The 23,275-nt window shown below is 64.5% G+C and carries 22 protein-coding genes; 8 read left to right on the top strand and 14 right to left on the bottom strand.

The genetic code is table 11. From position 1 onward, the window contains the following. A partial coding sequence (locus tag Q8Q83_RS06090; protein WP_305622041.1) for an HDOD domain-containing protein occupies positions 1–743 on the top strand: 743 nt, incomplete at its 5' end. A 54-nt stretch (positions 744–797) separates the two neighbouring features. Here the strand turns inward: Q8Q83_RS06090 and Q8Q83_RS06085 are convergent. The 6 genes from Q8Q83_RS06085 to Q8Q83_RS06060 all read right to left on the bottom strand — a co-directional run bounded on the left by Q8Q83_RS06085 (position 798) and on the right by Q8Q83_RS06060 (position 4,285). After that, entirely contained in the window at positions 798–1,535 is a 738-nt protein-coding gene (locus Q8Q83_RS06085; protein ID WP_305622039.1) for a hypothetical protein, read from the bottom strand. A gap of 79 nt (positions 1,536–1,614) precedes the next feature. After that, on the bottom strand, positions 1,615–2,007 hold the full coding sequence (locus Q8Q83_RS06080; RefSeq protein ID WP_305622037.1) for a helicase: 393 nt from the start codon (positions 2,005–2,007) through the stop codon (positions 1,615–1,617). 134 nt (positions 2,008–2,141) lie between these two features. Next, positions 2,142–2,414 (bottom strand): HU family DNA-binding protein, encoded by a 273-nt coding sequence (locus tag Q8Q83_RS06075; RefSeq protein ID WP_305622035.1) that lies wholly within the window; start codon positions 2,412–2,414, stop codon positions 2,142–2,144. A gap of 187 nt (positions 2,415–2,601) precedes the next feature. Beyond that, entirely contained in the window at positions 2,602–3,750 is a 1,149-nt protein-coding gene (locus Q8Q83_RS06070) for an NAD(P)/FAD-dependent oxidoreductase (RefSeq protein WP_305622033.1), read from the bottom strand. 57 nt (positions 3,751–3,807) lie between these two features. After that, complete coding sequence (locus Q8Q83_RS06065) at positions 3,808–3,975, bottom strand: rubredoxin (protein WP_305622031.1); 168 nt, start codon at positions 3,973–3,975, stop codon at positions 3,808–3,810. 142 nt (positions 3,976–4,117) lie between these two features. Next, positions 4,118–4,285, bottom strand: a complete 168-nt coding sequence (locus tag Q8Q83_RS06060; protein WP_305622029.1) for a rubredoxin — start codon at positions 4,283–4,285, stop codon at positions 4,118–4,120. Between the two features lie 215 nt (positions 4,286–4,500). On the opposite strand from Q8Q83_RS06060, the gene Q8Q83_RS06055 reads away from it, so the two are divergent. From Q8Q83_RS06055 to Q8Q83_RS06035, 5 genes are all read left to right on the top strand, one after another. Further along, the gene (locus tag Q8Q83_RS06055; protein ID WP_305622027.1) at positions 4,501–5,052 is read left to right on the top strand and encodes a chorismate lyase; all 552 of its coding nucleotides are present in this window, start codon (positions 4,501–4,503) and stop codon (positions 5,050–5,052) included. A gap of 137 nt (positions 5,053–5,189) precedes the next feature. Beyond that, a complete protein-coding gene (gene ubiA, locus Q8Q83_RS06050) occupies positions 5,190–6,086 on the top strand; it encodes a 4-hydroxybenzoate octaprenyltransferase (protein WP_305622025.1) in 897 nt (298 codons plus the stop codon). Positions 6,087–6,175: 89 nt separating this feature from the next. After that, positions 6,176–6,865 carry a phosphate regulon transcriptional regulator PhoB gene (gene phoB / locus Q8Q83_RS06045; RefSeq protein ID WP_305622024.1) on the top strand — a complete coding sequence of 230 codons (690 nt, stop codon included), beginning with the start codon at positions 6,176–6,178 and terminating at the stop codon, positions 6,863–6,865. Between the two features lie 81 nt (positions 6,866–6,946). Continuing rightward, positions 6,947–8,254: a phosphate regulon sensor histidine kinase PhoR gene (gene phoR / locus Q8Q83_RS06040; RefSeq protein ID WP_305622022.1), complete on the top strand. Its 1,308-nt coding sequence runs from the start codon at positions 6,947–6,949 to the stop codon at positions 8,252–8,254. A gap of 70 nt (positions 8,255–8,324) precedes the next feature. Beyond that, positions 8,325–9,665 carry a hemolysin family protein gene (locus Q8Q83_RS06035; RefSeq protein ID WP_305622019.1) on the top strand — a complete coding sequence of 447 codons (1,341 nt, stop codon included), beginning with the start codon at positions 8,325–8,327 and terminating at the stop codon, positions 9,663–9,665. A gap of 114 nt (positions 9,666–9,779) precedes the next feature. Here the strand turns inward: Q8Q83_RS06035 and Q8Q83_RS06030 are convergent, their stop codons facing one another. The 8 genes from Q8Q83_RS06030 to Q8Q83_RS05995 all read right to left on the bottom strand — a co-directional run bounded on the left by Q8Q83_RS06030 (position 9,780) and on the right by Q8Q83_RS05995 (position 20,530). Next, entirely contained in the window at positions 9,780–10,676 is an 897-nt protein-coding gene (locus Q8Q83_RS06030) for a M23 family metallopeptidase (RefSeq protein WP_305622018.1), read from the bottom strand. A 123-nt stretch (positions 10,677–10,799) separates the two neighbouring features. After that, on the bottom strand, positions 10,800–11,711 hold the full coding sequence (locus Q8Q83_RS06025; protein ID WP_305622016.1) for a response regulator: 912 nt from the start codon (positions 11,709–11,711) through the stop codon (positions 10,800–10,802). Positions 11,712–11,843: 132 nt separating this feature from the next. Further along, entirely contained in the window at positions 11,844–12,575 is a 732-nt protein-coding gene (gene phoU, locus Q8Q83_RS06020) for a phosphate signaling complex protein PhoU (protein ID WP_305622014.1), read from the bottom strand. A 125-nt stretch (positions 12,576–12,700) separates the two neighbouring features. Further along, a complete protein-coding gene (gene pstB / locus Q8Q83_RS06015; RefSeq protein WP_305622012.1) occupies positions 12,701–13,534 on the bottom strand; it encodes a phosphate ABC transporter ATP-binding protein PstB in 834 nt (277 codons plus the stop codon). A gap of 102 nt (positions 13,535–13,636) precedes the next feature. After that, on the bottom strand, positions 13,637–15,253 hold the full coding sequence (gene pstA, locus Q8Q83_RS06010) for a phosphate ABC transporter permease PstA (RefSeq protein WP_305622045.1): 1,617 nt from the start codon (positions 15,251–15,253) through the stop codon (positions 13,637–13,639). A 215-nt stretch (positions 15,254–15,468) separates the two neighbouring features. Next, positions 15,469–17,754: an ABC transporter permease subunit gene (locus tag Q8Q83_RS06005; protein ID WP_305622010.1), complete on the bottom strand. Its 2,286-nt coding sequence runs from the start codon at positions 17,752–17,754 to the stop codon at positions 15,469–15,471. A 180-nt stretch (positions 17,755–17,934) separates the two neighbouring features. Then, positions 17,935–18,900: a PstS family phosphate ABC transporter substrate-binding protein gene (locus tag Q8Q83_RS06000; protein WP_305622008.1), complete on the bottom strand. Its 966-nt coding sequence runs from the start codon at positions 18,898–18,900 to the stop codon at positions 17,935–17,937. Positions 18,901–19,231: 331 nt separating this feature from the next. Beyond that, a complete protein-coding gene (locus Q8Q83_RS05995; RefSeq protein ID WP_371132367.1) occupies positions 19,232–20,530 on the bottom strand; it encodes an MFS transporter in 1,299 nt (432 codons plus the stop codon). A gap of 270 nt (positions 20,531–20,800) precedes the next feature. On the opposite strand from Q8Q83_RS05995, the gene Q8Q83_RS05990 reads away from it, so the two are divergent. Then, positions 20,801–21,202 (top strand): acyl-CoA thioesterase, encoded by a 402-nt coding sequence (locus tag Q8Q83_RS05990; RefSeq protein ID WP_108489167.1) that lies wholly within the window; start codon positions 20,801–20,803, stop codon positions 21,200–21,202. A gap of 111 nt (positions 21,203–21,313) precedes the next feature. Beyond that, positions 21,314–23,191: a potassium transporter Kup gene (locus tag Q8Q83_RS05985; RefSeq protein WP_305622005.1), complete on the top strand. Its 1,878-nt coding sequence runs from the start codon at positions 21,314–21,316 to the stop codon at positions 23,189–23,191. Positions 23,192–23,275: the final 84 nt, after the last annotated feature.

Raw genomic sequence — 23,275 nt, 5'->3', positions numbered from 1 at the left:
TGGTCGAAACCGACCCGGCGCTGGCCGCCCAGGTGGTCAGCTGGGCGGCTTCGCCCTACTACGCCGCCCCCGGCAAGATCCGCTCGGTGGAAGACGCCATAGTCCGCGTGCTGGGCTTCGACCTGGTGATCAACCTGGCCCTCGGCCTGGCCCTGGGCAAGACCCTGAGCCTGCCCAAGGACCAGCCGCAGCACGCCACACCCTACTGGCAGCAGGCGATCTATACCGCCGCGGTGATCGAGGGCCTGACCCGCGCCATCCCCCGCGCCCAGCGCCCGGAAGCCGGCCTGACCTACCTCGCCGGGCTGCTGCATAACTTCGGCTATCTGGTCCTGGCGCACGTCTTCCCGCCGCATTTCTCGCTGATCTGCCGCCACCTGGAGGTCAACCCACACCTGTCGCACAGCTATATCGAGCAGCACCTGCTGGGCATCAGCCGCGAGCAGATCGGCGCCTGGCTGATGCGCTACTGGGACATGCCGGAAGAACTGGCCAGCGCCCTGCGCTTCCAGCACGACGCCGATTACGCCGGCACCCACGCGGTCTATCCGAATCTGGTGTGCCTGGCGGTCAAGCTGCTGCGCAATCGCGGCATAGGCGCCGGCCCGCAAAGCGAAATCCCGCAAAGCCTGTTCGACAACCTCGAGATCAGTCGCGACAAGGCCGAGGAAGCGGTGAGTAAGGTACTGGCAGCGGAAGTCGCCCTGCGCGAGCTGGCGGCGCAGTTCCACCCGCTGCACTGACGGTGCTGCAACGAACAAGGGGCCTAACGGGCCCCTTGTTCGTCTAAGTCGCGGTTATTTGCGCAACTGCGCCCGCCGCGTCGCGAATAAGGTCGGGAAAACCTTCACGCTGCGCTCGAACAGCAGCGCGACCTCCGCCTGCTCATACAGCGCCGCATACTCGACCAGTTGCTCGCTGGGCATCTGCCGATAGGCGTACAGCATAAAAGACTCCACCGCTTCGGCGCTGGAGACGCGCAGCGCCTCTTTCTGGGCTTTCGTCTGGCGGCTCAGGGCCAGCTCATCGATGCTTTCCCCACGCGCCTTGAGCGCCAGCAGCGCCTGGGTCTTGCCCGCCTCATAACGCAGCAAGGTGGCCAGCGCCGTGGTGTGGGCGGCGGCATCCAGACGCCGTACCAGCTGCAAACGCTCCTGCCGCGGCGGGCGCGCGTCCAGTTGCTGGCGGTATGCCGCCAAGCCTTCCGCGCCGCTTTCGCCCACCGCCCGCTCGGCGGCGGTAAAGCCTTGCGCCAAGGGGCTTTCGAGTAGTTGTTGGGCGCGCTGCAACTGGCCCTGGTCGAAGCTGCGGGCCAGGCGCTTGGCCAGATCCAGGCACAAGGCATCGGCGGCAAACAGCTTGGCCAGCGCCGCCTGTTGCTGCTCGCTCAGGCCACGCTGCACCAGCGGCGCACTCTGCTCACAGAGCAAATGGATGCCGGCCAGCTCCAACAGCGGGGCGAAGGCTTCGGCTTTAGGCGGCGCGGCATGGGCAAGGCTGCAGCTCAGCAGCAGGGCGACAATAGGCAAACGCATGGGCAGGCTCTCACTATGACTGAGCTCAGCCTAGCGAATGCCTGGCGCGCCAGCCAGCTCTGGCGCGCGTTACTGCGGCTCAGGCGGCCTTTTTCGCCGCGCTTTTCTTCTTCGGCATCAGGTACTTGGTCAGGCCCTGGAACCAGATCACCAGAGCCGGGTTGCCCTGAATCTGGATCTCCTTGTTCTGAATGCCCTGCATAAAGGCCAGCTGCTTGTTCTTCGCATTCATGGTGGCGAAGCCGTAGGCGGCGTCCTTGAAGCCCAGGGCGAAGGCCGGCTCGTTGGCCGGGCCGCGCTTGCTGCTGATGCGCTGGTCTTTGACGATAAAGTGACGGGCGACTTTGCCGTCCAGGGTGTGCAGCTGGAAGACCATATCGCGGTCGACCAGTTGCTGCTGAAACGCGGGATTGTCACGGCTGGCCTTGGCCATCAGGCGGCCCAGCATCCACAGGAGAAAACGGAATTTCATGCGCGAGGCCTCGCTAGAGGAAGTTAAAGGCGGCGCATTGTAGCGGTTTGCAGCGGGGACTACACCGGCCGAAAGCAGGGTGTCGGAGGGCGGGGAACAACCACCCGGAGCCTCGCGGCTCCGGGCTTGGCGACTCAGTTGACCGCGTCTTTCAGGGACTTGCCCGGCTTGAAGGCGACGGTGTTGCTGGCCTTGATCTTCACTGGCTCACCGGTCTGCGGGTTCTTGCCGGTGCGGGCGCCACGGTGGCGTTGAACGAAAGTACCGAAGCCCACCAGAGTGACATTGTCCTTGCGGTTCAATGCACCAGTGATTTCTTCGAGTACGGCGTTGAGTACACGGTTGGCCTGATCTTTGGTCAGATCCGCCTTGTCGGCGATGGCGGCGGCGAGTTCCGGTTTACGCATAAATGCCTCTTTGACGGTTTTTGTTGTTGTGTCCGGGGCTGCTCTGCGCGAGCAGCGGCCAAGGCGCCGCAACAGCTCTGGGCTGCGGCAGACCCAAGGAGGATGGCATGCCGTTTAGAGCCGCGCCAGTGTTGTCCGACAGTTTAATCGGGCAGCTTCACGGCATATCCGCCAGAACAACTGACAATCAAGCCAAAAGTGCGGGGAGTGCCTTATTCAGGGCCAATTTTTCCTGCACGGCCGTACCGCTCAAGGCGTAGCCGATCAGACCGCCAGAGGCGTCATGACAGAGCGCCTTGATAGCGCTGCCGCTGCCCTCCACCGTCCACTCGCCCTGCATGCCGCGCGGTGGCGGCGACACCACCAGCGGGCACACCGGGGTCTTCACCGTCACCGGCATGGGCCCGTAACTGACCGCCGTCGGCTTGCCGGCCAGAGTCTGGGCCAGGGCGCGGGCGCAGCTCATCAGCGGCATCACATAGAGCAGGTTGAGCCCATCGACCTCGGCGCAGTCGCCCAGGGCGTAGATATTGGCGTGGGAGCTGCGCAGCTGGCGATCCACCACCACGCCGCGATTGACCGCCAGACCGGCCGCCGCCGCCAGGTCGATGCGCGGACGCAGGCCAACCGCCGACAGCACCAGGTCGCAGGACAGCACGGTGCCGTCCGACAGGTGCGCTTCCAGGGCCTCGCCCTGGTGGTTGAGGCTGGCCAGTACCGGCCCCAGGTGAAAGCGCGCGCCCAGGCTTTCCAGGCCCGCCTGCACCGCCGCGGCTGCGGCCGGATGCAGCAGGCCCGGCATCACCTGCTCGCACGGCGCGACCAGTTCGACCTGGTAACCGCCCTGGCTGAGGTCATTGGTGAACTCGCAGCCGATCAAGCCGGCGCCGAGCAACAGCACCCGCTGCTTGCCGGCGGCCGCGGCACGGAAACGCGCGTAGTCTTCCAGGTCGTTGATCGAGTAGATCGCATCCTGGGCATCGCCCTCCACCGGCACGCGAATCACCTCGGCGCCCCAGGCCAGCACCAAATCGCGATAGGGCACGGCTTCCTCACCTATCCACAGGCGCTGGTGCGCCGGATCGATGCCGCTGATGCGGGTGTGGGTGCGGATCTCGGCCTTGAGCTGCTCGGCCATGGCGCCCGGCTCGGCCATGCTCAGGCCGTCGGCATCCTTGTGTTTGCCGAAGCCAGTGGAGAGCATCGGCTTGGAATAGGAACGGCCGTCATCGGCGGTGATCAACAGCAGCGGGGTGTCGCTGTCCAGTTTGCGAAACTCGCGCGCCAGGTTGTAGCCGGCCAAGCCGGTACCGACTATCACCACAGGTGCAGCCATCTTCTCTTCCTCTCAGGTAAAAGCAACGCGGCGAGCCAGGGGCCGCCGTGGCCGGGATCAGGTTATCTCGATCATCTCGAAGTCTGCTTTGCCCGTGCCGCAATCCGGGCACAGCCAATCGGCCGGGATATCTTCCCAGGCGGTGCCCGGTGCTACGTCTTCTTCCGGCAGGCCGGCGGCCTCGTCATAGACAAAGCCGCAGACCACACATTGCCATTTGCGCATAACCACCCCGCTCCACCGTTGCCGACAATCGTCTCGACCCTAGCCCAATTATCCGCGCCGCAGCAAGCCAGGTCAGGTGGCTGGCAATTGACCCCGCCACAAGAAAACGGCGGCTGTGCAGCCGCCGTAAGCCATCTTTTAATCAGGCGATTTCGATCATTTCGAAATCCAGCTTGCCCACCCCGCAGTCGGGGCACAGCCAGTCTTGCGGAACATCCTGCCAGGGCGTCCCGGCGCTGATGCCTTCATCGGGCCAACCCAGGCTCTCGTCGTAAACCAGGCCGCAGACCACACATTGCCACTTCTTCATAACTACCTCGGGCGACTCTCTAGGCTATTGCGCGGGCAAGCTACCGTAAATGCGCAGGAGCGCCAAGCCGCGGGGCGACGAAAGACCGCCGCTGGCGGCCAACCAAAGTCGGGTGCCGCCCGGCGCACCTTATGGCAACGGGCCGGGCGGCCTTCTGCTCGGCCATGAGGGCCGTGGTAGACTCGCGCGCCTCAGCCACGCCATGAATCACCCCAGTGCCCCACACCGCCCTTGCCCACCCGCCGCTCTGGCTGACCGCCGAGCAACTGCATCCCGCGCCTGCCGCCGGGGTGCACGCTTGGCTGTTCAATGAAGACTCGCTGACCCGCCGCCTGACCGCCTTGTCCCATGACGGCTTTAGCGTCACCCCGCTGTTCGAGGGCTGGCAGCCGCTGCGCCACGATGAATGCGCCGCCCTCGGCGTGGCGGCCGACAGCCAGGGCTGGGCGCGCGAGGTGTACCTGCGCGGCCATGGCCAACCCTGGGTGTTCGCTCGCAGCGTGGCCGCGCGCAGCGTGCTGGAGGGCTCGGGCCTGGATCTGGAGCGGCTCGGCAGCCGCTCCCTGGGTGAACTGCTGTTCAGCGACAGCGCCTTCGACCGCGGCGCCATGCAGGTCTGCCACTACCCGGCCGCCTGGCTGCCCAGCGCGGTGCGTGCCGAGCGCCTGTGGGCGCGGCGCTCCTGTTTCAGCCGCGGGCCACTGGGCGTGCTGGTGGCCGAAGTCTTTCTGCCGGCCTTCTGGGTCGCGGCCGCTATCGAGCCGTAGGATGGGTTGAGCGCAGCGATACCCATCATCTGCGTCGCTTTGATGGGTTACGCCGCTACGCGTCTAACCCATCCTACGCATCGCCCCATCCCACGCCGACTCCGTATAATCCGCGCAACCCGCACGGAGACGCGTCCATGTATACCCGCCTGCTGCACTCACTCGATCGCCTGCACCCGCGCGCCTGGGACTTCGTCCAGCTGATGCGCCTGGACAAGCCCATCGGCATCTATCTACTGCTGTGGCCGACGCTGTGGGCACTGTGGGTGGCGGCCGAAGGCGTGCCGAGCGCGAAGAACCTGCTGATCTTCGTGCTCGGGGTGATACTGATGCGCGCCGCCGGCTGCGTGATCAACGACTACGCCGACCGTCACTTCGACGGCCACGTCACACGCACCCAGGCCCGTCCCCTGGCCAGCGGCAAGGTGCAGCCACGCGAGGCGCTGATCCTCTTCGCCATCCTGGTCGCACTGAGCTTCGTGCTGGTGTTGTTTACCAACACCACCACCATCTGGCTGTCCTTCGGCGCCCTGGCCCTGGCCGCCTGCTACCCCTTTATGAAGCGCTACACCTTCTACCCGCAGGTGGTGCTGGGCGCGGCCTTCTCCTGGGGCATGCCGATGGCCTTCAGCGCTGTGACTGGTGAACTGCCGCCGGCCGAGGCCTGGCTGCTGTATATCGCCAACCTGCTGTGGACAGTGGCCTACGACACCTACTACGCCATGGCCGACCGCGACGACGATATGAAGATCGGGGTGAAATCCACCGCCATCCTGTTCGGCGATGCCGACCGCCTGATCATCGTCATCCTCCAGGGCCTGGCCCTGCTCTGCCTGCTGCTGGCCGGCGCGCGTTTCGAGCTGGGGGTTTATTTCCACCTCGGCCTGCTGGGCGCCGCCGCCTGCTTCGCCTGGGAATATCACAAGACCCGCAACCGCAAACCCATGGCCTGCTTCAACGCCTTTCTGCATAACCACTGGGCCGGGTTGGCGATCTTTATCGGCCTGGTCGTGGACTACGCCCTGGCTGTCTAGGATGGGCGGCGCCACCCTTTTGTCATATCGCTGCAATAATTCCGTTATCTAATGCAGCCCATTACAGCTAGATGACCCGAGGCTTGACCATGGTTGGCAAGAACATCCTGATCGTCGATGACGAAGCACCGATCCGTGAAATGATCGCCGTGGCCCTGGAAATGGCCGGTTACGAGTGCCTGGAAGCGGAAAACACCCAGCAGGCCCATGCCATTATCGTCGACCGCAAACCCGACCTGATTCTGCTCGACTGGATGCTCCCCGGCACCAGCGGCATCGAACTGGCGCGTCGCCTGAAGCGCGACGAGCTGACCGGCGACATCCCGATCATCATGCTCACCGCCAAGGGCGAAGAGGACAACAAGATCCAGGGCCTGGAAGTCGGCGCCGATGACTACATCACCAAGCCGTTCTCGCCCCGCGAGCTGGTCGCGCGCCTCAAGGCGGTGCTGCGCCGCGCCGGCCCGATCGACAGCGAAGGGCCGATCGAGATCGGCGGCCTGCTGCACGACCCGCTCAGCCACCGGGTCACCAACGACGGCAAACCGGCCGAGATGGGCCCCACCGAATACCGCCTGCTGCAATTCTTTATGACCCACCAGGAACGCGCCTACACCCGCGGCCAACTGCTCGACCAGGTCTGGGGCGGCAACGTGTATGTCGAGGAGCGCACCGTCGACGTGCATATCCGCCGCCTGCGCAAGGCCCTCGGCGAGGTCTACGAGAACCTGGTACAGACCGTGCGCGGCACCGGCTATCGCTTCTCCAGCAAAAGCTAGCGCACGACCACTGGGTTAAGATGGCCAACCGGCCGCGCGCAGCGGCCGGGCAAAATGGATGAATTGGCGGATGAGCTTTACGTGAAGCAAAACTGGCGCGGCCCCCTGATACGTCGTGTGCTGTTACTGGTCGGCGCCTGCCTGCTGCTCGGCCTGATCAGCGGCCAGTACGCCTGGGCCCTGGTGCTCGGCCTGGGCGGCTACCTCGGCTGGCATCTGCGCCAACTGCTGCGCCTGCACCAATGGCTGCGCACCCGCCAGGCGAATGAGCCGCCACCCGATGGCTATGGCCTGTGGGGCGAAGTCTTCGACAATATCTATCACCTGCAACGCCGCGATCAGAAAGCCCGCGGCCGCCTGCAGGCGGTGATCGACCGGGTGCAGGAGTCCACCGCCGCGCTGAAGGATGCGGTGATCATGCTCGACCGCGACGGCAACCTGGAATGGTGGAACCTCGCCGCGGAAAAGCTCCTGGGCCTGCAAACCCCGCAGGACAGCGGCCAGCTGATCACCAACCTGGTGCGCGACCCGCGCTTTATCGAGTATTTCGAAGGCAGCAACTATCAGGAGCCGCTGGAGCTGCCCTCGCCGATCAACGACCGCTGCCGTCTGCAATTTCATGTCACCCAGTACGGCAACCGCGAGCTGCTGATGCTGGTGCGCGATATCACCCGCCTGTACCAGCTGGAGCAGATGCGCAAAGATTTCGTCGCCAACGTGTCCCATGAGCTGCGCACGCCGCTGACGGTGATCGCCGGCTACCTGGAGACCCTGCTGGACAACGTCGAGGCGGTGAACCCACGCTGGCTGCGCGCGCTGCAACAGATGCAGCAACAGGGCGGACGCATGCAGAGCCTGCTCAATGATCTGCTGTTGCTGGCCAAGCTGGAAGCCACCGACTACCCCTCGGACAACCAGCCGGTGGCGGTCGACTTGTTGCTGCTGTCGATCAAGAGCGACGCCCTGGCGCTGTCCGCCGAACGCGGTCATCGCATCAGCCTGGAGGCCGACCCGCACCTCAAGCTCAAGGGCAGCGAGGCGGAGCTGCGCAGCGCCTTCTCCAACCTGGTGTTCAACGCGGTGAAATACACCCCGGCCGCAGGCGAGATCCAGATCCGCTGGTGGGGCGACGAACAGGGCGCACACCTGGCGGTGCGGGACAACGGCCCGGGCATCGAAGCCAAGCACCTGCCGCGCCTGACCGAGCGCTTCTACCGGGTCGACTCCAGCCGCGCCAGCAATACCGGCGGCACCGGGCTGGGCCTGGCCATCGTCAAGCACGTGCTGCTGCGCCACCGCGCGCGCCTGGAGATAGTCAGCAGCCTGGGTAAGGGCAGCACCTTTACCTGCCATTTCCCCGCCCTGCAGGCGGTGCGACGCGGCCAATAGCCGGCCGCGTACTTGCAAAACCCGGCAACTGCCCCCACCCTTTAGCGCTCATTCACTACCCGAACCCCGTATGGACCCCTCCACGAGTTACACCGCCACTACCTACTTCGCCGATTTCGGCCTCGTTCTATTCGCCCTGTTCCTGGTCCTGCTCAACGGTTTCTTCGTTGCCGCCGAGTTCGCCATAGTCAAGCTGCGCGCCACCAAGGTCGAAGCCCTGGCGGCCAAGAACGGCTGGCGCGGGCATATCCTGCGCACCGTGCACAGCCAGCTGGATGCCTACCTCTCCGCCTGCCAGCTGGGCATCACCCTGGCCTCCCTGGGTCTCGGCTGGGTCGGCGAGCCGGCCTTCGCCCACCTGCTCGGCCCCCTGATTGAGGCCATCGGCATCGACTCGCCGAAGCTGGTGCACGGCATCGCCTTCTTCAGCGCCTTCTTTATCATTTCCTACCTGCACATAGTGGTCGGCGAACTGGCGCCCAAGTCCTGGGCGATCCGCCAACCCGAGTTACTGTCGCTGTGGACGGCCGGGCCGTTGTACCTGTTCTACTGGGCCATGTACCCGGCGATCTTCCTGCTCAATGCCAGCGCCAACACCATCCTGCGCATCGCCGGCCAAGGCGAGCCGGGGCCGCACCACGAGCACCATTACAGCCGCGACGAGCTGAAACTGATTCTGCACTCCAGCCGCGCCAGCGACCCCAGCGACCAGGACATGCGCGTACTGGCCTCGGCGGTGGAGCTGGGCGAACTGGAGGTGGTGGACTGGGCCAACTCCCGCGAGGATCTGGTCTATCTGCCGCTGGCCGCGACCCTGGATGAGGTGTTCAGCCTGTTTCGCCGGCACAAGTACAGCCGCTACCCGGTGTATGACGAGAACAGCGGCGAGTTCGTCGGCGTGCTGCATATCAAGGATCTGCTGCTGCACCTGTCGCTGCTGGAAATGCTGCCCTCGGCCCTCAAACTGGCCGAGTTGATGCACCCGATCGAACGGGTTGGCCGGCATATGCCGTTGTCCAACCTGCTCGAGCAGTTCCGTCAGGGTGGTTCGCACTTCGCCCTGGTCGAAGAAGCCGACGGCAAGGTGATCGGCTACCTGACCATGGAAGACGTGCTGGAGGCCCTGGTCGGCGATATTCAGGACGAACACCGCAAGGCCGAGCGCGGCATCCTCGCCTACCAGCCGGGCAAGCTGCTGGTGCGGGGCGACACGCCGCTGTTCAAGGTCGAGCGCCTGCTCGGCGTCGACCTCGATCATGTCGAGGCGGAAACCCTGGCCGGGCTGATCTACGAAACCCTCAAGCGCATGCCCGAGGAAGAGGAAGTGCTGGAAGTCGACGGCCTGCGCATCATCGTCAAGAAGATGAAAGGGCCGAAGATAGTCCTGGCCAAGGTGCTTAAGCTGGACTGAGCTGCAAGCTGCAAGCTGCAAGCTGCAAGCTGCAAGCTGCAAGCTGCAAGCTGCAAGCTGCAAGCGAATCAGTGTGCGGCTTTTCGCTTTTACTTGCCGCTTGTAGCTAGCCTTCTACTCCCCGCCCACCGCGAAGTTGGGCAGGCTGTTGACCGGCTGACTGAAGCGGAAGGGAATGGACTCGAGGGCGAAACCGACATTGCGCTGCACCACGAAGTGCAGGTGCGGGCCGGTGCTGTTGCCGGTATTGCCGGAACTCGCCAGGTGGGTGCCGACCTCGACACGCTGGCCCTCCTGCACGCTCACCGAGCCGCGCAGCAGGTGCAGGTAGACGCCCATGGTGCCGTCGTCGTGCAGGATGCGCACGAAGTTGCCGGAAGGGTTGTTGCCGCGCCCGCTCTGCCGGTTTTCGCTCTTCACCACCACCCCGCCACGGGCGGCGACTATCGGCGTGCCCTGGGGCATGGCGATATCCAGGGCATAGCGCCCCTTGGGTGTGAAGTGGCTGTATTTGCCGTTGGCGCCCTGGGTCAGCTTGAACGGGCCGCCACGCCAAGGCAGTGGGTAACTGTTTTGCGTCGGCAGCAAACGTGGATCGCCCAGGGCGTAGCGCAGCTTGGTTTTGTAATGCAGTGGCTTACTGGGGTCGCGCGCGGCCAGGGTGGCCAGGCGGATGGTGCTGCGCGGCGGCAGCACCCAGCGGATGGGCTTGTCGGGAGCTCCCACGACGTTTTCGAGCCGATCCAGACGCAACTCGATCTGCACCGGGGCATAGAGGTCGTTGCGCACCAGCAGGGTTTCGCCGGCCGCGTGCTTCTTGGTCTCCAGCTTCACCTGTTGGTCCAGGCGCTCGACCATGCGATCGCGGAACACGAAGACCTGGGCGCCGGGCGCGGCCTTATCGGTATAGGTCACCACGCCGTTGGCATCGGTGTACTTGTAGATGGTCAATGCGCCAGCCTGGCCCGCCAAGGCCAACGCACCGCAGAGTAATATCAGACGCCCTAGCATAACGACTCGGATCTAATGGTTTGCCTGCCCGGACCCTTGAGACTAGCAGCGCTGGCAACGCCATGCGAGGCAGCATCTGCAGACCTGTGACAGAACTCGCTGAAGGATGCGGCAAAACCCCAGTTACGCCCCCGGGATAAAGTGCTTCTGCGCCGTGCCGCGGGCAATCAGCCGCGAAAGATAGTCGAGCTTCTGCGGGTCACGGTCGACGAACTTGAAGGTCAGTTGCAGCCACTCACTGTCTGGCTTGGGCTCGAAGGCCGCCACGGCATGCAGGTAGCCATTGAGCCGGGCGGTTTCCGCCGCCTCACCCTGCTCCAGATCGAGCACGGCGCTTTCCAGCACCTGGGGCAGCACCTCGCCACGCTTCACCACCAGTTGCGCCTCCTTGAGGCTGAGCGCCTTGATCACGCAGGCCATGATGCCGGAAGGCAGGCGCAATTGGCCCTGGCCACGGCCACTGGGCGCGCTGCTGGCCGGCACTTTTTTCGCGGCGGCTTTGCCGGCGAAGGCCGCGGCGGCAGCCACTGCTGGCGCTGCCGCGGGCTTGAGCACCTCGGCCTTGCCGGCGGTCAGGGCGGACAGCGAGTCATTGGCGTAGGCACCGGTGCTGAGCATCTTGGGCGGCGCGCCGGTCATCAGGCTCTGCAGCTTGCCGGCGCGACTCAAGGCTTTTTTTACCTTGGTCACCAACTGCTCGTTGGAGAAGGGCTTGCCGATAAAGTCGGAGACGCCGGCCTGAATCGCCTGCACCACGTTTTCCTTGTCACCTCGGCTGGTGACCATGATAAAGGGCACAGTTTTCAGACTGTCCTGTTCGCGGCACCAGCTGAGCAGTTCCAGGCCGGACATTTCCGGCATTTCCCAATCGCACAGGATCAGGTCGATGCTCTGCCGACCGAGCAGCTGCTGGGCCTTGCGCCCATTCACCGCTTCCTCGATCTGTACGCCGGGAAAGTGATCGCGCAGCCCCTTCTTCACCAGGTCGCGGATAAAGGTTGCATCGTCCACCACCAGTACGCTGACTTTGCTCATCGGCCACTCCTGTTGTAATGGCTTTAAGCATAGTCGCGGCTGCTGGCCAAAGGCCAATCGAATATCGCTAGCGCGCGAGTTTCTGCCGCCCAGGTCACTCCCGCGCAGGAGCAACCTGGGTCGCAATGGGGCCTAGCTGCCCTTGTGGGTGCCCTGCACTTCTTCCTGCATGCGGGTCAGGCCCATATGCTTCACATCGGTGCCGCGCACCAGGTAGATCACCAGTTCGGCGATATTGCGCGCGTGGTCGCCGATGCGCTCCAGCGAGCGCAGGGCCCAGATGATATTGAGCACGCGGGCGATCGAACGCGGGTCTTCCATCATGTAGGTGACCAGTTCGCGCAGGGCGGTCTTGTATTCGCGGTCGACGGTCTTGTCGTACTGCGCCACCGACAGCGCCAGGTCGGCGTCGAAGCGGGCGAAGGCGTCCAGCGCCTCCTGCACCATCTTGCGCACCTGATCGCCGATATGCCGGACCTCGACGTAACCGCGCGGCGCTTCGCCTTCCTCGCACAGGAGGATGGCGCGCTTGGCGATCTTGGTCGCCTCGTCGCCGATGCGCTCGAGGTCGATCACCGACTTGGAGATACTGATGATCAGCCGCAGGTCGGAGGCGGCCGGCTGGCGGCGGGCGAGAATGCGCACGCACTCCTCGTCGATATTGCGCTCCATCTGATTGATCTGGTCATCGATCTCGCGCACCTGCTGGGCCAGACCGGAGTCGGCGTCGATCAGCGCGGTGACCGCGTCGTTGACCTGCTTCTCGACCAGCCCGCCCATGGCCAGAAGATGGCTGCGCACCTCCTCCAGCTCGACGTTGAACTGCTGGGAGATATGGTGGGTAAGGCTGTCTTTGTTGATCATGCTGGTTCGCTCCGCGAAAGCTGCAAGCTTCAAGCCTTAGGCTTCAAGCCGGTGTGTCGTCGTTCTGGGCTGCCTTTCACTTGCCGCTTGAAGCTTGCGGCTTGAGGCTGTGGCGTTACGCGCCATCAACCATAGCGACCGGTGATGTAGTCCTCAGTCTGTTTCTTCGCCGGGTTGGTGAACAGCGTATCGGTATCGCCGAACTCGATCAGTTTGCCCATATACATAAAGGCCGTGTAGTCCGACACCCGCGCGGCTTGCTGCATATTGTGGGTGACTATGACGATGGTGTACTTGGATTTCAGTTCGTAGATCAGCTCTTCGACTTTCAGCGTGGAGATGGGGTCCAGCGCCGAGCAGGGTTCGTCGAGCAGCAGCACTTCCGGCTGCACCGCCACGGTACGGGCGATCACCAGACGCTGCTGCTGACCACCGGACAGGCCCAGCGCCGAGTCGTGCAGACGGTCCTTGACCTCGTCCCACAGCGCCGCGCTCTTCAACGCCCACTCCACCGCTTCGTCGAGCACGCGCTTCTGGTTGATGCCCTGGATGCGCAGGCCGTACACCACGTTCTCGTAGATGCTCTTGGGGAAGGGGTTGGGCTTCTGGAACACCATGCCGACCCGGCGACGCAGTTCGGCGACGTCTTCGCCCTTGCGGTAGATATTGCGCCCGTCGAGGTTGATCTCGCCGTCCACGCGGCAGCCGTCGACCAGATCGTTCATCCGGTTGAAAGTGCGCAGCAGGGTCGACTTGCCACAACCGGACGGGCCGATAAAGGCGGTGACGCGCTGCCTGGGGATGTTCATCTGCACATCGAACAGCGCCTGCTTGTCGCCGTAGTACAGGTTCAGCCCCGGTACTGCGATGGCCACGCTCTCGGCGGCCAGGTTGAGGCTCTGCTTGTCGCGGCCCAGGGCCGAGATGTCGATACCGTGAGTCTGTGTTCCGTGCTGCATGGTTTCACTCCGTTCACAGCTACAAGCTGCAAGCTACAAGCGGCAAGTCAACAGCCGGGCGCTTCCACTTGAAGCTTGCGGCTTGAGGCTTGCTGCTCAGATTCAATGATCCAGCGCCTTGTACTTCTCGCGCAGATGGTTGCGGATAAACACCGCACTGAGGTTGAGCAGGGCGATCACCAGCACCAGCAGCAGCGCGGTGGCGTACACCAGCGGCCGCGCGGCCTCGACGTTGGGGCTCTGGAAGCCGACGTCGTAGATATGGAAGCCCAGGTGCATGATCTTCTGGTCCAGGTGCAGGTAGGGGTAGTTGCCATCCAGCGGCAGTGCCGGCGCCAGCTTGACCACGCCGACCAGCATCAGCGGCGCCACTTCGCCGGCGGCGCGGGCCACGGCGAGGATCATGCCGGTCATCATGGCCGGGCTGGCCATCGGCAACACCACCTTCCACAGGGTCTCGGCCTTGGTCGCACCGAGCGCCAGGGAGCCTTCGCGCAGCGCCCGCGGGATACGCGCCAGGCCTTCCTCGGTGGCGACTATCACCACCGGCACGGCGAGGATCGCCAGGGTCAGCGAGGCCCACAGCAGGCCCGGGGTGCCGAAGGTTGGCGCCGGTGCCGCCTCGGCGAAGAACAGGCTGTCGATCGAGCCGCCCAGCACGTAGACGAAGAAGCCCAGGCCGAACACGCCGTAGACGATGGCCGGGACGCCGGCCAGGTTGTTCACCGCGATGCGGATGATGCGGGTCATCAGGCCCTGCTTGGCATATTCGCGCAGGTAGATGGCCGCCATCACGCCGAACGGGGTGACTATCACCGCCATGATCAGGGTCATCATCACGGTGCCGAAGATCGCCGGGAAGATCCCGCCTTCGGTGTTGGCCTCGCGCGGGTCGTCGCTGACGAACTCCCACAACTTGGCGAAGTAGAAGCCGAGCTTGTCGAGGGTGCCCATGGCGTTCGGCTGGTAGGCGCGCACCACCTTGCCCAGGCTGATTTCCTGCTCGCGGCCGTCGACCGTCTTGAGCGTCACGCTGTCGCGCTCGAAGGCCGTGTGCAGCTCGATCAGCTGGGCCTCCAGCACTTGGTACTGGGCATCCCACTCGGCGCGCTGGGCGTCCAGGTCGGCCTGGGCGACGGCATCCAACTGCTTGTCCAGCTCCAGGCGGCGGGTCTGCAGACGCAGGCGCTCGAGGCCGGCGTTGATGCGGCCGATGTCCTTCTTCTCCAGCTTGCTGATCTGCTCATGCAGTTCGTCGATACGCGCGATGCGTTGCTGCAACTCGCCCCAGGCCGCTTCGCCCTCGGCGACCAACTGGCCGCCTTGTTTGACGTTGACCAGGTAGCCATAGAAGTTGCCCCACTCGCGGCGCTCCATCACCAGCAGCTCGGCCGGGGTGCGCGAGTCGCTCAGCCATTCGGCCACCACCCAGCTGAAGTCGGCGCCGAACAGCTCGCGGTTGCCCACCTTGAGCAGCTCGCGGGTCATAAACTCGCCGCCCTTGACGTCCACCGGCAGGCCGGCGGCGGCCAGGCGCGCGCGCGGCACTTGCTCGGCCTGGGTCAGTTCGCCGGCGATCAGGCGGGACTCCTCGCCGGGCACCTGGTAGCGCGACTCGACCACATCGGCCGGCCAGAAGTGACCGAGGCCGCGGGTGGCGATCACCGCCAGCAGGCCGAGGGTCATGATCACCGCGATGGACACGCCGCCGGCGGTCATCCACACCCAGGGCGCGCCACTCTTGAACCAGGACTTGAGGTTTTGCTGTTTCACCTAGTCATACCTTTATCAAATTCGCTAACCGGAGCGCACTCCGCTTTCCCGCCCTGCGAGCACCCTCGGCTTTAGCATCCTGCGTCGCCCTACCTCCTGCATCCATGCAGTCGTCTCCCCAAGGGGCGAGGGTCATCGGATGGCCCGCTGCGCGGGCATGCTTACAGGGACGCATATTTCTTGCGCAGGCGGGTCCGTATGACTTCCGCCAGGGTGTTCATCACGAAGGTGAAGGTCAGCAGCACCAGCGCGGAGAGGAACAGCACACGGTAGTGGGTACTGCCGACTTCCGACTCGGGCATCTCCACCGCCACGTTGGCCGCCAAGGTGCGCAGGCCCTCGAAGATGTTCATGTCCATGATCGGCGTGTTGCCGGTGGCCATCAGCACTATCATGGTCTCGCCGACCGCCCGGCCCATGCCGATCATCAGCGCCGAGAAGATCCCCGGGCTGGCGGTGAGGATCACCACCCGGGTCAGGGTCTGCCAGGGCGTGGCACCGAGGGCCAGGGAGCCGAAGGTCAGGCTCTTGGGCACGCTGAACACGGCGTCTTCGGCGATCGAGTAGATGTTCGGGATCACCGCGAAGCCCATGGCCAGGCCCACCACCAGGGCGTTGCGCTGGTCGAAGGCGATGCCCAGATCGTTGCTGATCCACAGGCGCATGTCGCCGCCGAAGAACCAGTTTTCCAGGTGCCCGCTCATGCCCAGGGAGCCGGCGCCGATCAGCAGTATCACCGGGATCAGCAGGGCCGCTTCCCAGCCGTCCGGAATGACCAGACGGATTTTCTCCGGCAGACGGCTCCAGCCGTAGGCGGCCAGCAGGATGCCCACCGGGGTCAGCAGCAACAGGCTGAAGATGCCGGGTAGATGGCCTTCCACATAGGGGGCGAGGAACAGGCCGGCGAAGAAGCCGAGGATCACAGTCGGCAGCGCCTCCATCAGTTCGATCACCGGCTTGACCTTGCGGCGCATGGCCGGGGCCATGAAATAGGCGGTGTAGATCGCCGCGCAGATAGCCAGCGGCGCGGCCAGCAGCATGGCGTAGAAGGCCGCCTTGAGGGTGCCGAAGGTCAGCGGCGCGAGGCTCATCTTCGGCTCGAAATCGCCGTTGGCCGAGGTCGACTGCCAGACGTACTTGGGCTCGTCATAGCTTTCGTACCAGACCTTGCTCCACAACGAACTCCAGGAAATTTCCGGATGGGGGTTGTCCACCACAAAGCGCTGCACCTGGCCCTGGGACTCCACCAGCACGCGGTTGGCACGCGGCGACAGGGCGGCGATGGCGGCACCATCGGCCACCTGCTCGGTGAGCAGGGTACGGTGCGCGGTGCTGTGGAAGATGCCCAGGGTGCCGTCGGCATCCAGGGCGATAAAGCCCTTGCGGCGCTCTTCCGGGAGAATCTGGGTAATGGCGCTGCCGTCCAGCTGAAAGTCGCGGATGCGCGTCAGAGTCGACTTGTCGTCGGCGTCGCGCACCATAAACCACTGGGCGATAGTGCCCTGGCTGTCGCCGACCATCAGCGAGATGCCACCCAGCAGCTGGGTCACAGTGGTCACCTCGGCGCCGCCGTCGAGCAGCTGGTAGCGGCCGTTGAGGCTGTTGTTGCGCAGGTCGAAGACATCCGCGGTGGCCTTGCCGTTGATCACGTACAGCCACATCTGCCGCGGGTCGATGACCAGTTCCTTGATCGGCGCGGCGATCTGCGGCAGGGCGATGCGCTGCTCTTCCAGGCTGGTTTCGCCGGTCAGCAGGTTCTCGCTGCGGCTGAGCGACAGCAGGTGCAGTTCGGCGCCGGTCGAGGCGCCGAGCAACAGGGTATCGTCGTTCTGGCTGATCGCCACATGCTCCAGGGCACGCGCTTGGGTATCCAGGGTCAGAGGCGCTTCGCCGAAGGGGTAGCTGAGTTTCGCGGTGATGGTCTTGACGTTGTCCGGATAGCTGACCTTGTAGTCATGCTGGAACACCAGGGCCTGACCGCTGGACAGGCCGAGCGCCACGCGGCGGCTGCCGGGCTGGTCCTGACTCACCGAAATGATGCTGGCACCAGCCGGCAAGGCCAGCTGGTAAGCGTTAAGGAGGGCGCTGTCCTTGAGGCTGAAGAACTGCACCTGGCCCGCGCGATTGAGGCGCATGGCGACTTTGTTCTGCTCTTCCACCGCCAGCAGCAAGGCCTCGCCCTGCCCGGCCAGCCAGCTCGGCTGCTGGGCCTTGCGCGAGTCCAGCTCGGCGCCGGCGAATATCGGCAGCACCACATAAGCCAGGTAGAAGAAGATCAGGGTGATGCAGGCCAGCACCGCCAAACCGCCGATGGACACATACCAGTGCGCCAAACGGTCCTTGAGCGCACGCATGCGCCGCTTGCGCAGCAGGGCCGGGGTGTTGAAGTCCAGCCGTTGGCTGTTGTTCGAGGATGCGGTCATGGAGTCGTTGGCCAAGTCGTTCATGCGAAATTCTCTGGGCGGTTGCACGCGCGCGCGCCTGATTTGAGCAGGCGCTAAATCTAACGGCCTTGTATGACAGAAAGATTACAGTGCGGTGACGCGACAACGCCCGCGACTCCAAAGAGTAGCGGGCGCGTCGAGTAGTGCGCCAGACTTATCGCCCGGCGGCACTTCCAGGGCTGCTTACAGACCCAGATCCTTCAGGGTTTTCGCGACCACTTTGGACGGCATCGGGATATAGCCATCCTTCAACACCACTTCCTGGCCTTGCTTGGACAGCACCATCTTGACGAACTCGGCTTCCAGCGGGCTCAGCGGCTTGTTCGGCGCCTTGTTGACGTAGACGAACAGGAAGCGCGACAGCGGGTACTTGCCGGCCAGGGCGTTGGCTTCGTTGGCCTCGAAGGCTTCGCCGCCCTTCTTCGACAGCGGTAGGGCACGTACGCTGGCGGTCTTGTAGCCGATGCCCGAGTAACCGATGGCGTTCACTGTGCTGGAGATCGACTGCACCACGGAAGCCGAACCTGGCTGCTCGTTGACATTCGACTTGAAGTCGCCTTTGCACAGGGCTTCTTCCTTGAAGTAACCGTAGGTACCGGATACCGAGTTACGGCCGAACAGCTGCACCGGCTTGCCGGCCCACTCGCCGCTCAGGCCCAGGTCGCCCCAGGTCTTGATATTGCTGCCACCGCACAGGCGGTTGGCGGAGAAGATGCCGTCGACCTGCGCCATGTCCAGCGACTTGATCGGGTTGTCCTTGTGCACGAACACGGCCAGGGCGTCGACTGCCACCGGGATGGCGGTCGGCTTGTAGCCGAACTTCTCTTCGAAGGCCTGCAGTTCGTTGTCCTTCATCGCACGGCTCATCGGGCCGAGGTTGGAAGTGCCTTCGGTCAGGGCAGGTGGCGCGGTGGAGGAACCGGCGGCCTGGATCTGGATATTCACGTTCGGGTAGAGCTTCTTGTAGTCCTCGGCCCACAGGGTCATCAGGTTGGCCAGGGTGTCGGAACCGACGCTGGACAGGTTGCCCGATACGCCGGAGGTTTTTGCATAACTCGGCAGAGCCGGATCGACAGCAGCAACCGCAGTGGCGGTGGCGACGCCAGCGGCGACAAAAGTCATGGCCGCCATCAAACGCTTCAGTTTCATGCCTTACTCCTGGAAAACTAGTGTTGGATTGAACGGGGCCAAGTATTGGCAGGCCGCATGAACACTCTATGAACAGATTGTGACAATTAGATTAAAGCGGGAAAAATAAACAGGCCCGCAACAGGCTGTGTGAAAACGTAGTCCGTCGGGCGGGGCGCATGACCACGGGCTATCTGCTGCCGCGTAGTCAGCTGCGCCGTAACCCGCCAGAGAGGGCAGGCCGATTAGCGCCTGGTGGGTTACGTGGCGCGCAAATTCCGTAGTTGATTCTCAGACTCTGCCCCGCGCCACCCACCCTACAAAGCTTCGGCGCTGCGCGCCTCAACCCAACCTACCCCAGCACAGGCTGCGCCGCCTGGCGTTGCCACAGCCAGCCGCCGATCAGCATAAACAGCAGGCACAGAGCCGCGACATAGTAGGCCGGGCCCAGCGGGCTCCATTTCAGCAACAGGCTGACCAGGATCGGCGTCAGCCCGCCAAAGATGGCGTAGGCCAGGTTGTAGGAGAACGACAGCCCGGAGAAACGCACCACTGCCGGGAAGGCCGTGACCATCACCAGGGGAATGGCGCCGATCATGCCGACGCACAGTCCGGCCAGGGCGTATAGCGGCAGCAGCAACTCGGGATGGCTACTCAGGCTGTTATAGAAGGTCCAGGAGCTGAGCAACAGCAGCAGGCCGCCGACCACGAACACCCGACCGGCGCCGTAGCGATCCGCCGCCCAACCGGCCAGCACGCAGCCCAGGCTCAGGCACACGATGGCCAGGCTGTTGGCCTGCAGCGCCTCGGCCGGCTTGAAGCCGTGCAGGGTCTGCAGCAGGGTCGGGGTCATGAGGATCACCACGACTATGCCGGCCGACAGCACCCAGGTCAGCAACATGCACAGGATCACTGCCGGGCGATGCTCACGCACCACGGCTTTCAGCGGCAACTCGGCGGCCAGCGCCTGGCGCAACTGCATCTCGGCGAATACCGGGGTTTCTTCCAGCCAACGGCGCAGGTAGACCGCGATCAGGCCGAACAGCCCGCCGACCAGGAACGGGATGCGCCAGGCGTAGCTCAGCAACTCCTCGGGGCTGAATACCCGGTTGATCAGGCTAGCGGTCAGGGAACCCAGCAGGATGCCCGCGGTCAGACCAGCAGTCAGGGTGCTGCAGGCGAAGCCGATATGCCGCTGCGGTACGTGTTCGGCGACGAACACCCAGGCCCCCGGCACCTCGCCGCCAATCGCCGCGCCCTGCAGCACACGCAGGGCGAGCAGCGCCAACGGGGCCCAGATGCCGACCTGCGCATAGGTCGGCAACAGGCCCATGAGCAGGGTCGGCACGGCCATCAGGAAGATGCTCAGGGTGAACATGCGCTTGCGCCCGAGCAGGTCGCCGAAGTGCGCCAGGACGATGCCGCCCAGCGGCCGCGCCAGGTAGCCGGCGGCGAAAATGCCGAAGGTCTGCAACTGGCGCAGCCACTCGGGCATCTCGGCGGGGAAGAACAGCTTGCCGACCACGGCGGCGAAGAACACGAAGATGATGAAATCGTAGAACTCCAGGGCCCCGCCGAGGGCGGACAGCGAAAGAGTCTTGTAGTCGCTACGGGTCAACGGGCGCGCGGCGCCGGAGGGCACGGAAGACATGGGCGGCAGCTTCTTCTTATCAGGCAAGGGATGGTTGGCGCTGTGGGGCAGCCGGGCCACGATAGCAAATTGCAGCGCACCCCGGCAGTTGGGAGCGAGCCGACAAATACAGAACCCGGCGGTCGTCGTCTGACGCGCCGCCCGATATACTGCGCGCACGGCCCGACTGGGCCACAGGGGGTTGTGCAAAGCTTTGGCCGCCGGCAAAACCTTTGCAGAACCGCCCACACCACTCCAAGCATAACAATCAGGCACCGGGGCCCCACCATCATGATCGAGTACGAACAGGAAGATCCCATCCCGCAGGGCGATCTGGCCCTGCAACTGACCGCGTTGCCGCGCGAAACCAACGGTTTCGGCGATATCTTCGGCGGCTGGCTGGTGTCGCAGATGGACCTGGCTGGTACCGCCATGGCCAGCAAGGTCGCCGGCGGCCGGGTGGCCACGGTGGCCATCGACCGCATGGCCTTCCTGGTGCCGGTGGCGGTCGGTGCGCAGCTGTCCTTCTATACCCAGACCGTGGAAGTGGGCCGCAGCTCGATCCAGATGCTGGTCGAGGTGTGGAGCGACGACCCGCTGTCCAGCGAATGGCGCAAGGTCACCGAGGCGGTATTCGTCTTTGTCGCCATCGACGGCAGCGGCCGTACCCGCCCGGTGCCGGCACGCCGCTAAGACGCTGCGGCCAAATGCCTCGCACTGGGTTTCTGCCGCACGGGGCCTGACGCTTGCCTAGACTCACCAGCTGGCGCAGCATGCGCCGCCTGTGCATACCAAGGTCCGGTCATGAGTCACTCCAACACCAGCCCCCGCAACCTGAGCCTGACCGTCGCCGCCCTCGGCGTGGTCTACGGCGATATCGGCACCAGCCCGCTCTATACCCTCAAGGAAGTGTTTGGCGGCCACTACGGCGTCAGCGTCGATCAGGCCGGGGTCTACGGCATTCTCTCGCTGATCTTCTGGTCGTTGATGTGGGTGGTGACGCTGAAATACGTGCTGGTCATCCTGCGCGCCGACAACGAAGGCGAAGGCGGGGTGATGGCCCTGACCGCCCTGGCCCGCCGCGCCACCCAGACTTACCCACGCCTGTCGCGGTGGCTGGTGCTGGCCGGGCTGGGCGGTACGGCGCTGTTCTACGGCGACAGCATGATCACCCCGGCGATCTCGGTACTCTCGGCGGTGGAGGGGCTGGACGTCGCCTTGCCGGGCGTCGGCCATTGGGTGGTGCCTATCACCGTCGCCCTGCTGATCGGTCTGTTCCTGATCCAGAAACACGGTACCGCACGCATCGGCATCCTCTTCGGCCCGGTCATGGGCCTGTGGTTCACCACCCTCGGCGCGCTCGGCATCTACGGCATCATCCGCCACCCCGATGTGCTGCACGCGCTCAATCCCTGGTGGGGCCTGAACTTCTTTATCAGCCACCCGGGCATCGGCATCACCATACTCGCCGCCGTGGTGCTGGCGCTGACCGGCGCCGAAGCGCTGTATGCCGACATGGGTCACTTCGGCCGCACGCCGATTACCCGCGCCTGGTTCGGCCTGGTGCTGCCCGGCCTGGTGCTCAACTATTTCGGCCAGGGCGCCCTGCTGCTGGACAACCCGGAGGCGGCACGCAACCCCTTCTACCTGCTGGCACCCGCCTGGGCGCTGATACCCATGATCGGCCTGGCCACCCTGGCCACCATCATCGCCTCGCAGGCGGTGATCTCCGGCGCCTTCTCCCTGACCCGCCAGGCCATCCAGCTCGGCTTCGTGCCGCGCATGCAGATCCAACACACCTCCAGCAGCGCGGAAGGGCAGATCTATATCAGCGTGGTGAACTGGGCGCTGATGGTCGGGGTGATCCTGCTGGTGATCGGCTTCCAGAGCTCGGGTGCCCTGGCCGCCGCCTATGGCGTAGCGGTCACCGGTACCATGCTGATCGACACCCTGCTGATCGCCGCCGTCGCCCTGCTGCTGTGGAAGAGCCCGCGCTGGCTGGCGATTCCGCTGCTGCTGTGCTTCTTCGTGGTCGACGTGCTGTTCTTTGCCGCCAACATTCCCAAGATCGCCGAGGGCGGGGCCTTCCCGGTGGTCGCCGGCGCGGCCCTGTTTATCCTGATGACCACCTGGAAGCGTGGCCGCGAGCTGCTGGTCGACCGCCTCGACGAAACCTCCTTGCCGCTGCCGATATTCGTCTCCAGCATCGCCCTGCAGCCGCCGCACCGGGTCCGTGGCACCGCGATATTCCTCTGCGCCCGCTCGGATGCGGTGCCCCATGCGTTGCTGCACAACCTGCTGCACAACCAGGTGCTGCACCAGCAGATCGTCATGCTCACCGTGCACATCGCCGATCATCCCCACGTGCCGCCGGCCAAACGCTTCGAGGTCGACAATTTCGGCGAGGGCTTCTTCCGCGTGATCCTGCATTTCGGCTATATGGACGAGCCCAATGTGCCGGCCGCGCTGGAGCGCAACCCCCATGACTTCCTCGATTTCACGCCGCTGAGCACCACCTATTTTCTCAGCCGAGAAACCATCATTCCGGCCAAGCGCATCGGCATGATGGCCTGGCGCGAATCGCTGTTCGCCTTCCTGCTGAAGAGCGCCAACAGCAACCTGCGCTACTTCCAGTTGCCGACCAACCGGGTCATCGAGCTGGGCACCCAGGTCGAAATATAAACGGCCCTACCAGCGCCGGGCTATTCGCTGCGCAGCGCATCCACCGGGTGCAATTGCGCGGCGCGGCGGGCCGGGGCTATGCCG

It is taken from the genome of Pseudomonas sp. (assembly GCF_030696055.1).
GTDB lineage: Bacteria > Pseudomonadota > Gammaproteobacteria > Pseudomonadales > Pseudomonadaceae > Aquipseudomonas.
The sequence above is the reverse complement of the archived record's forward strand: the minus strand, read 5'-3'. Positions and strand labels throughout refer to the sequence as shown.

Bases quoted from the DNA above. Each gene is read 5' to 3' on its own strand.
- Q8Q83_RS06085 (WP_305622039.1), bottom strand. From the start codon at position 1,535: ATGCGTTTGCCTATTGTCGCCCTGCTGCTGAGCTGCAGCCTTGCCCAT.
- Q8Q83_RS06025 (WP_305622016.1), bottom strand. From the start codon at position 11,711: ATGAGCAAAGTCAGCGTACTGGTGGTGGACGATGCAACCTTTATCCGC.
- pstB (WP_305622012.1), bottom strand. From the start codon at position 13,534: ATGCAGCACGGAACACAGACTCACGGTATCGACATCTCGGCCCTGGGC.
- Q8Q83_RS06075 (WP_305622035.1), bottom strand. From the start codon at position 2,414: ATGCGTAAACCGGAACTCGCCGCCGCCATCGCCGACAAGGCGGATCTG.
- Q8Q83_RS06070 (WP_305622033.1), bottom strand. From the start codon at position 3,750: ATGGCTGCACCTGTGGTGATAGTCGGTACCGGCTTGGCCGGCTACAAC.
- ubiA (WP_305622025.1), top strand. From the start codon at position 5,190: ATGTATACCCGCCTGCTGCACTCACTCGATCGCCTGCACCCGCGCGCC.
- Q8Q83_RS06005 (WP_305622010.1), bottom strand. From the start codon at position 17,754: ATGAACGACTTGGCCAACGACTCCATGACCGCATCCTCGAACAACAGC.
- phoU (WP_305622014.1), bottom strand. From the start codon at position 12,575: ATGATCAACAAAGACAGCCTTACCCACCATATCTCCCAGCAGTTCAAC.
- Q8Q83_RS05990 (WP_108489167.1), top strand. From the start codon at position 20,801: ATGATCGAGTACGAACAGGAAGATCCCATCCCGCAGGGCGATCTGGCC.
- Q8Q83_RS06080 (WP_305622037.1), bottom strand. From the start codon at position 2,007: ATGAAATTCCGTTTTCTCCTGTGGATGCTGGGCCGCCTGATGGCCAAG.
- Q8Q83_RS05995 (WP_371132367.1), bottom strand. From the start codon at position 20,530: ATGTCTTCCGTGCCCTCCGGCGCCGCGCGCCCGTTGACCCGTAGCGAC.
- Q8Q83_RS06060 (WP_305622029.1), bottom strand. From the start codon at position 4,285: ATGAAGAAGTGGCAATGTGTGGTCTGCGGCCTGGTTTACGACGAGAGC.
- Q8Q83_RS06035 (WP_305622019.1), top strand. From the start codon at position 8,325: ATGGACCCCTCCACGAGTTACACCGCCACTACCTACTTCGCCGATTTC.
- Q8Q83_RS06000 (WP_305622008.1), bottom strand. From the start codon at position 18,900: ATGAAACTGAAGCGTTTGATGGCGGCCATGACTTTTGTCGCCGCTGGC.
- phoB (WP_305622024.1), top strand. From the start codon at position 6,176: ATGGTTGGCAAGAACATCCTGATCGTCGATGACGAAGCACCGATCCGT.
- Q8Q83_RS06030 (WP_305622018.1), bottom strand. From the start codon at position 10,676: ATGCTAGGGCGTCTGATATTACTCTGCGGTGCGTTGGCCTTGGCGGGC.
- Q8Q83_RS05985 (WP_305622005.1), top strand. From the start codon at position 21,314: ATGAGTCACTCCAACACCAGCCCCCGCAACCTGAGCCTGACCGTCGCC.
- Q8Q83_RS06065 (WP_305622031.1), bottom strand. From the start codon at position 3,975: ATGCGCAAATGGCAATGTGTGGTCTGCGGCTTTGTCTATGACGAGGCC.
- pstA (WP_305622045.1), bottom strand. From the start codon at position 15,253: ATGACCGCCGGCGGCGTGTCCATCGCGGTGATCATGACCCTCGGCCTG.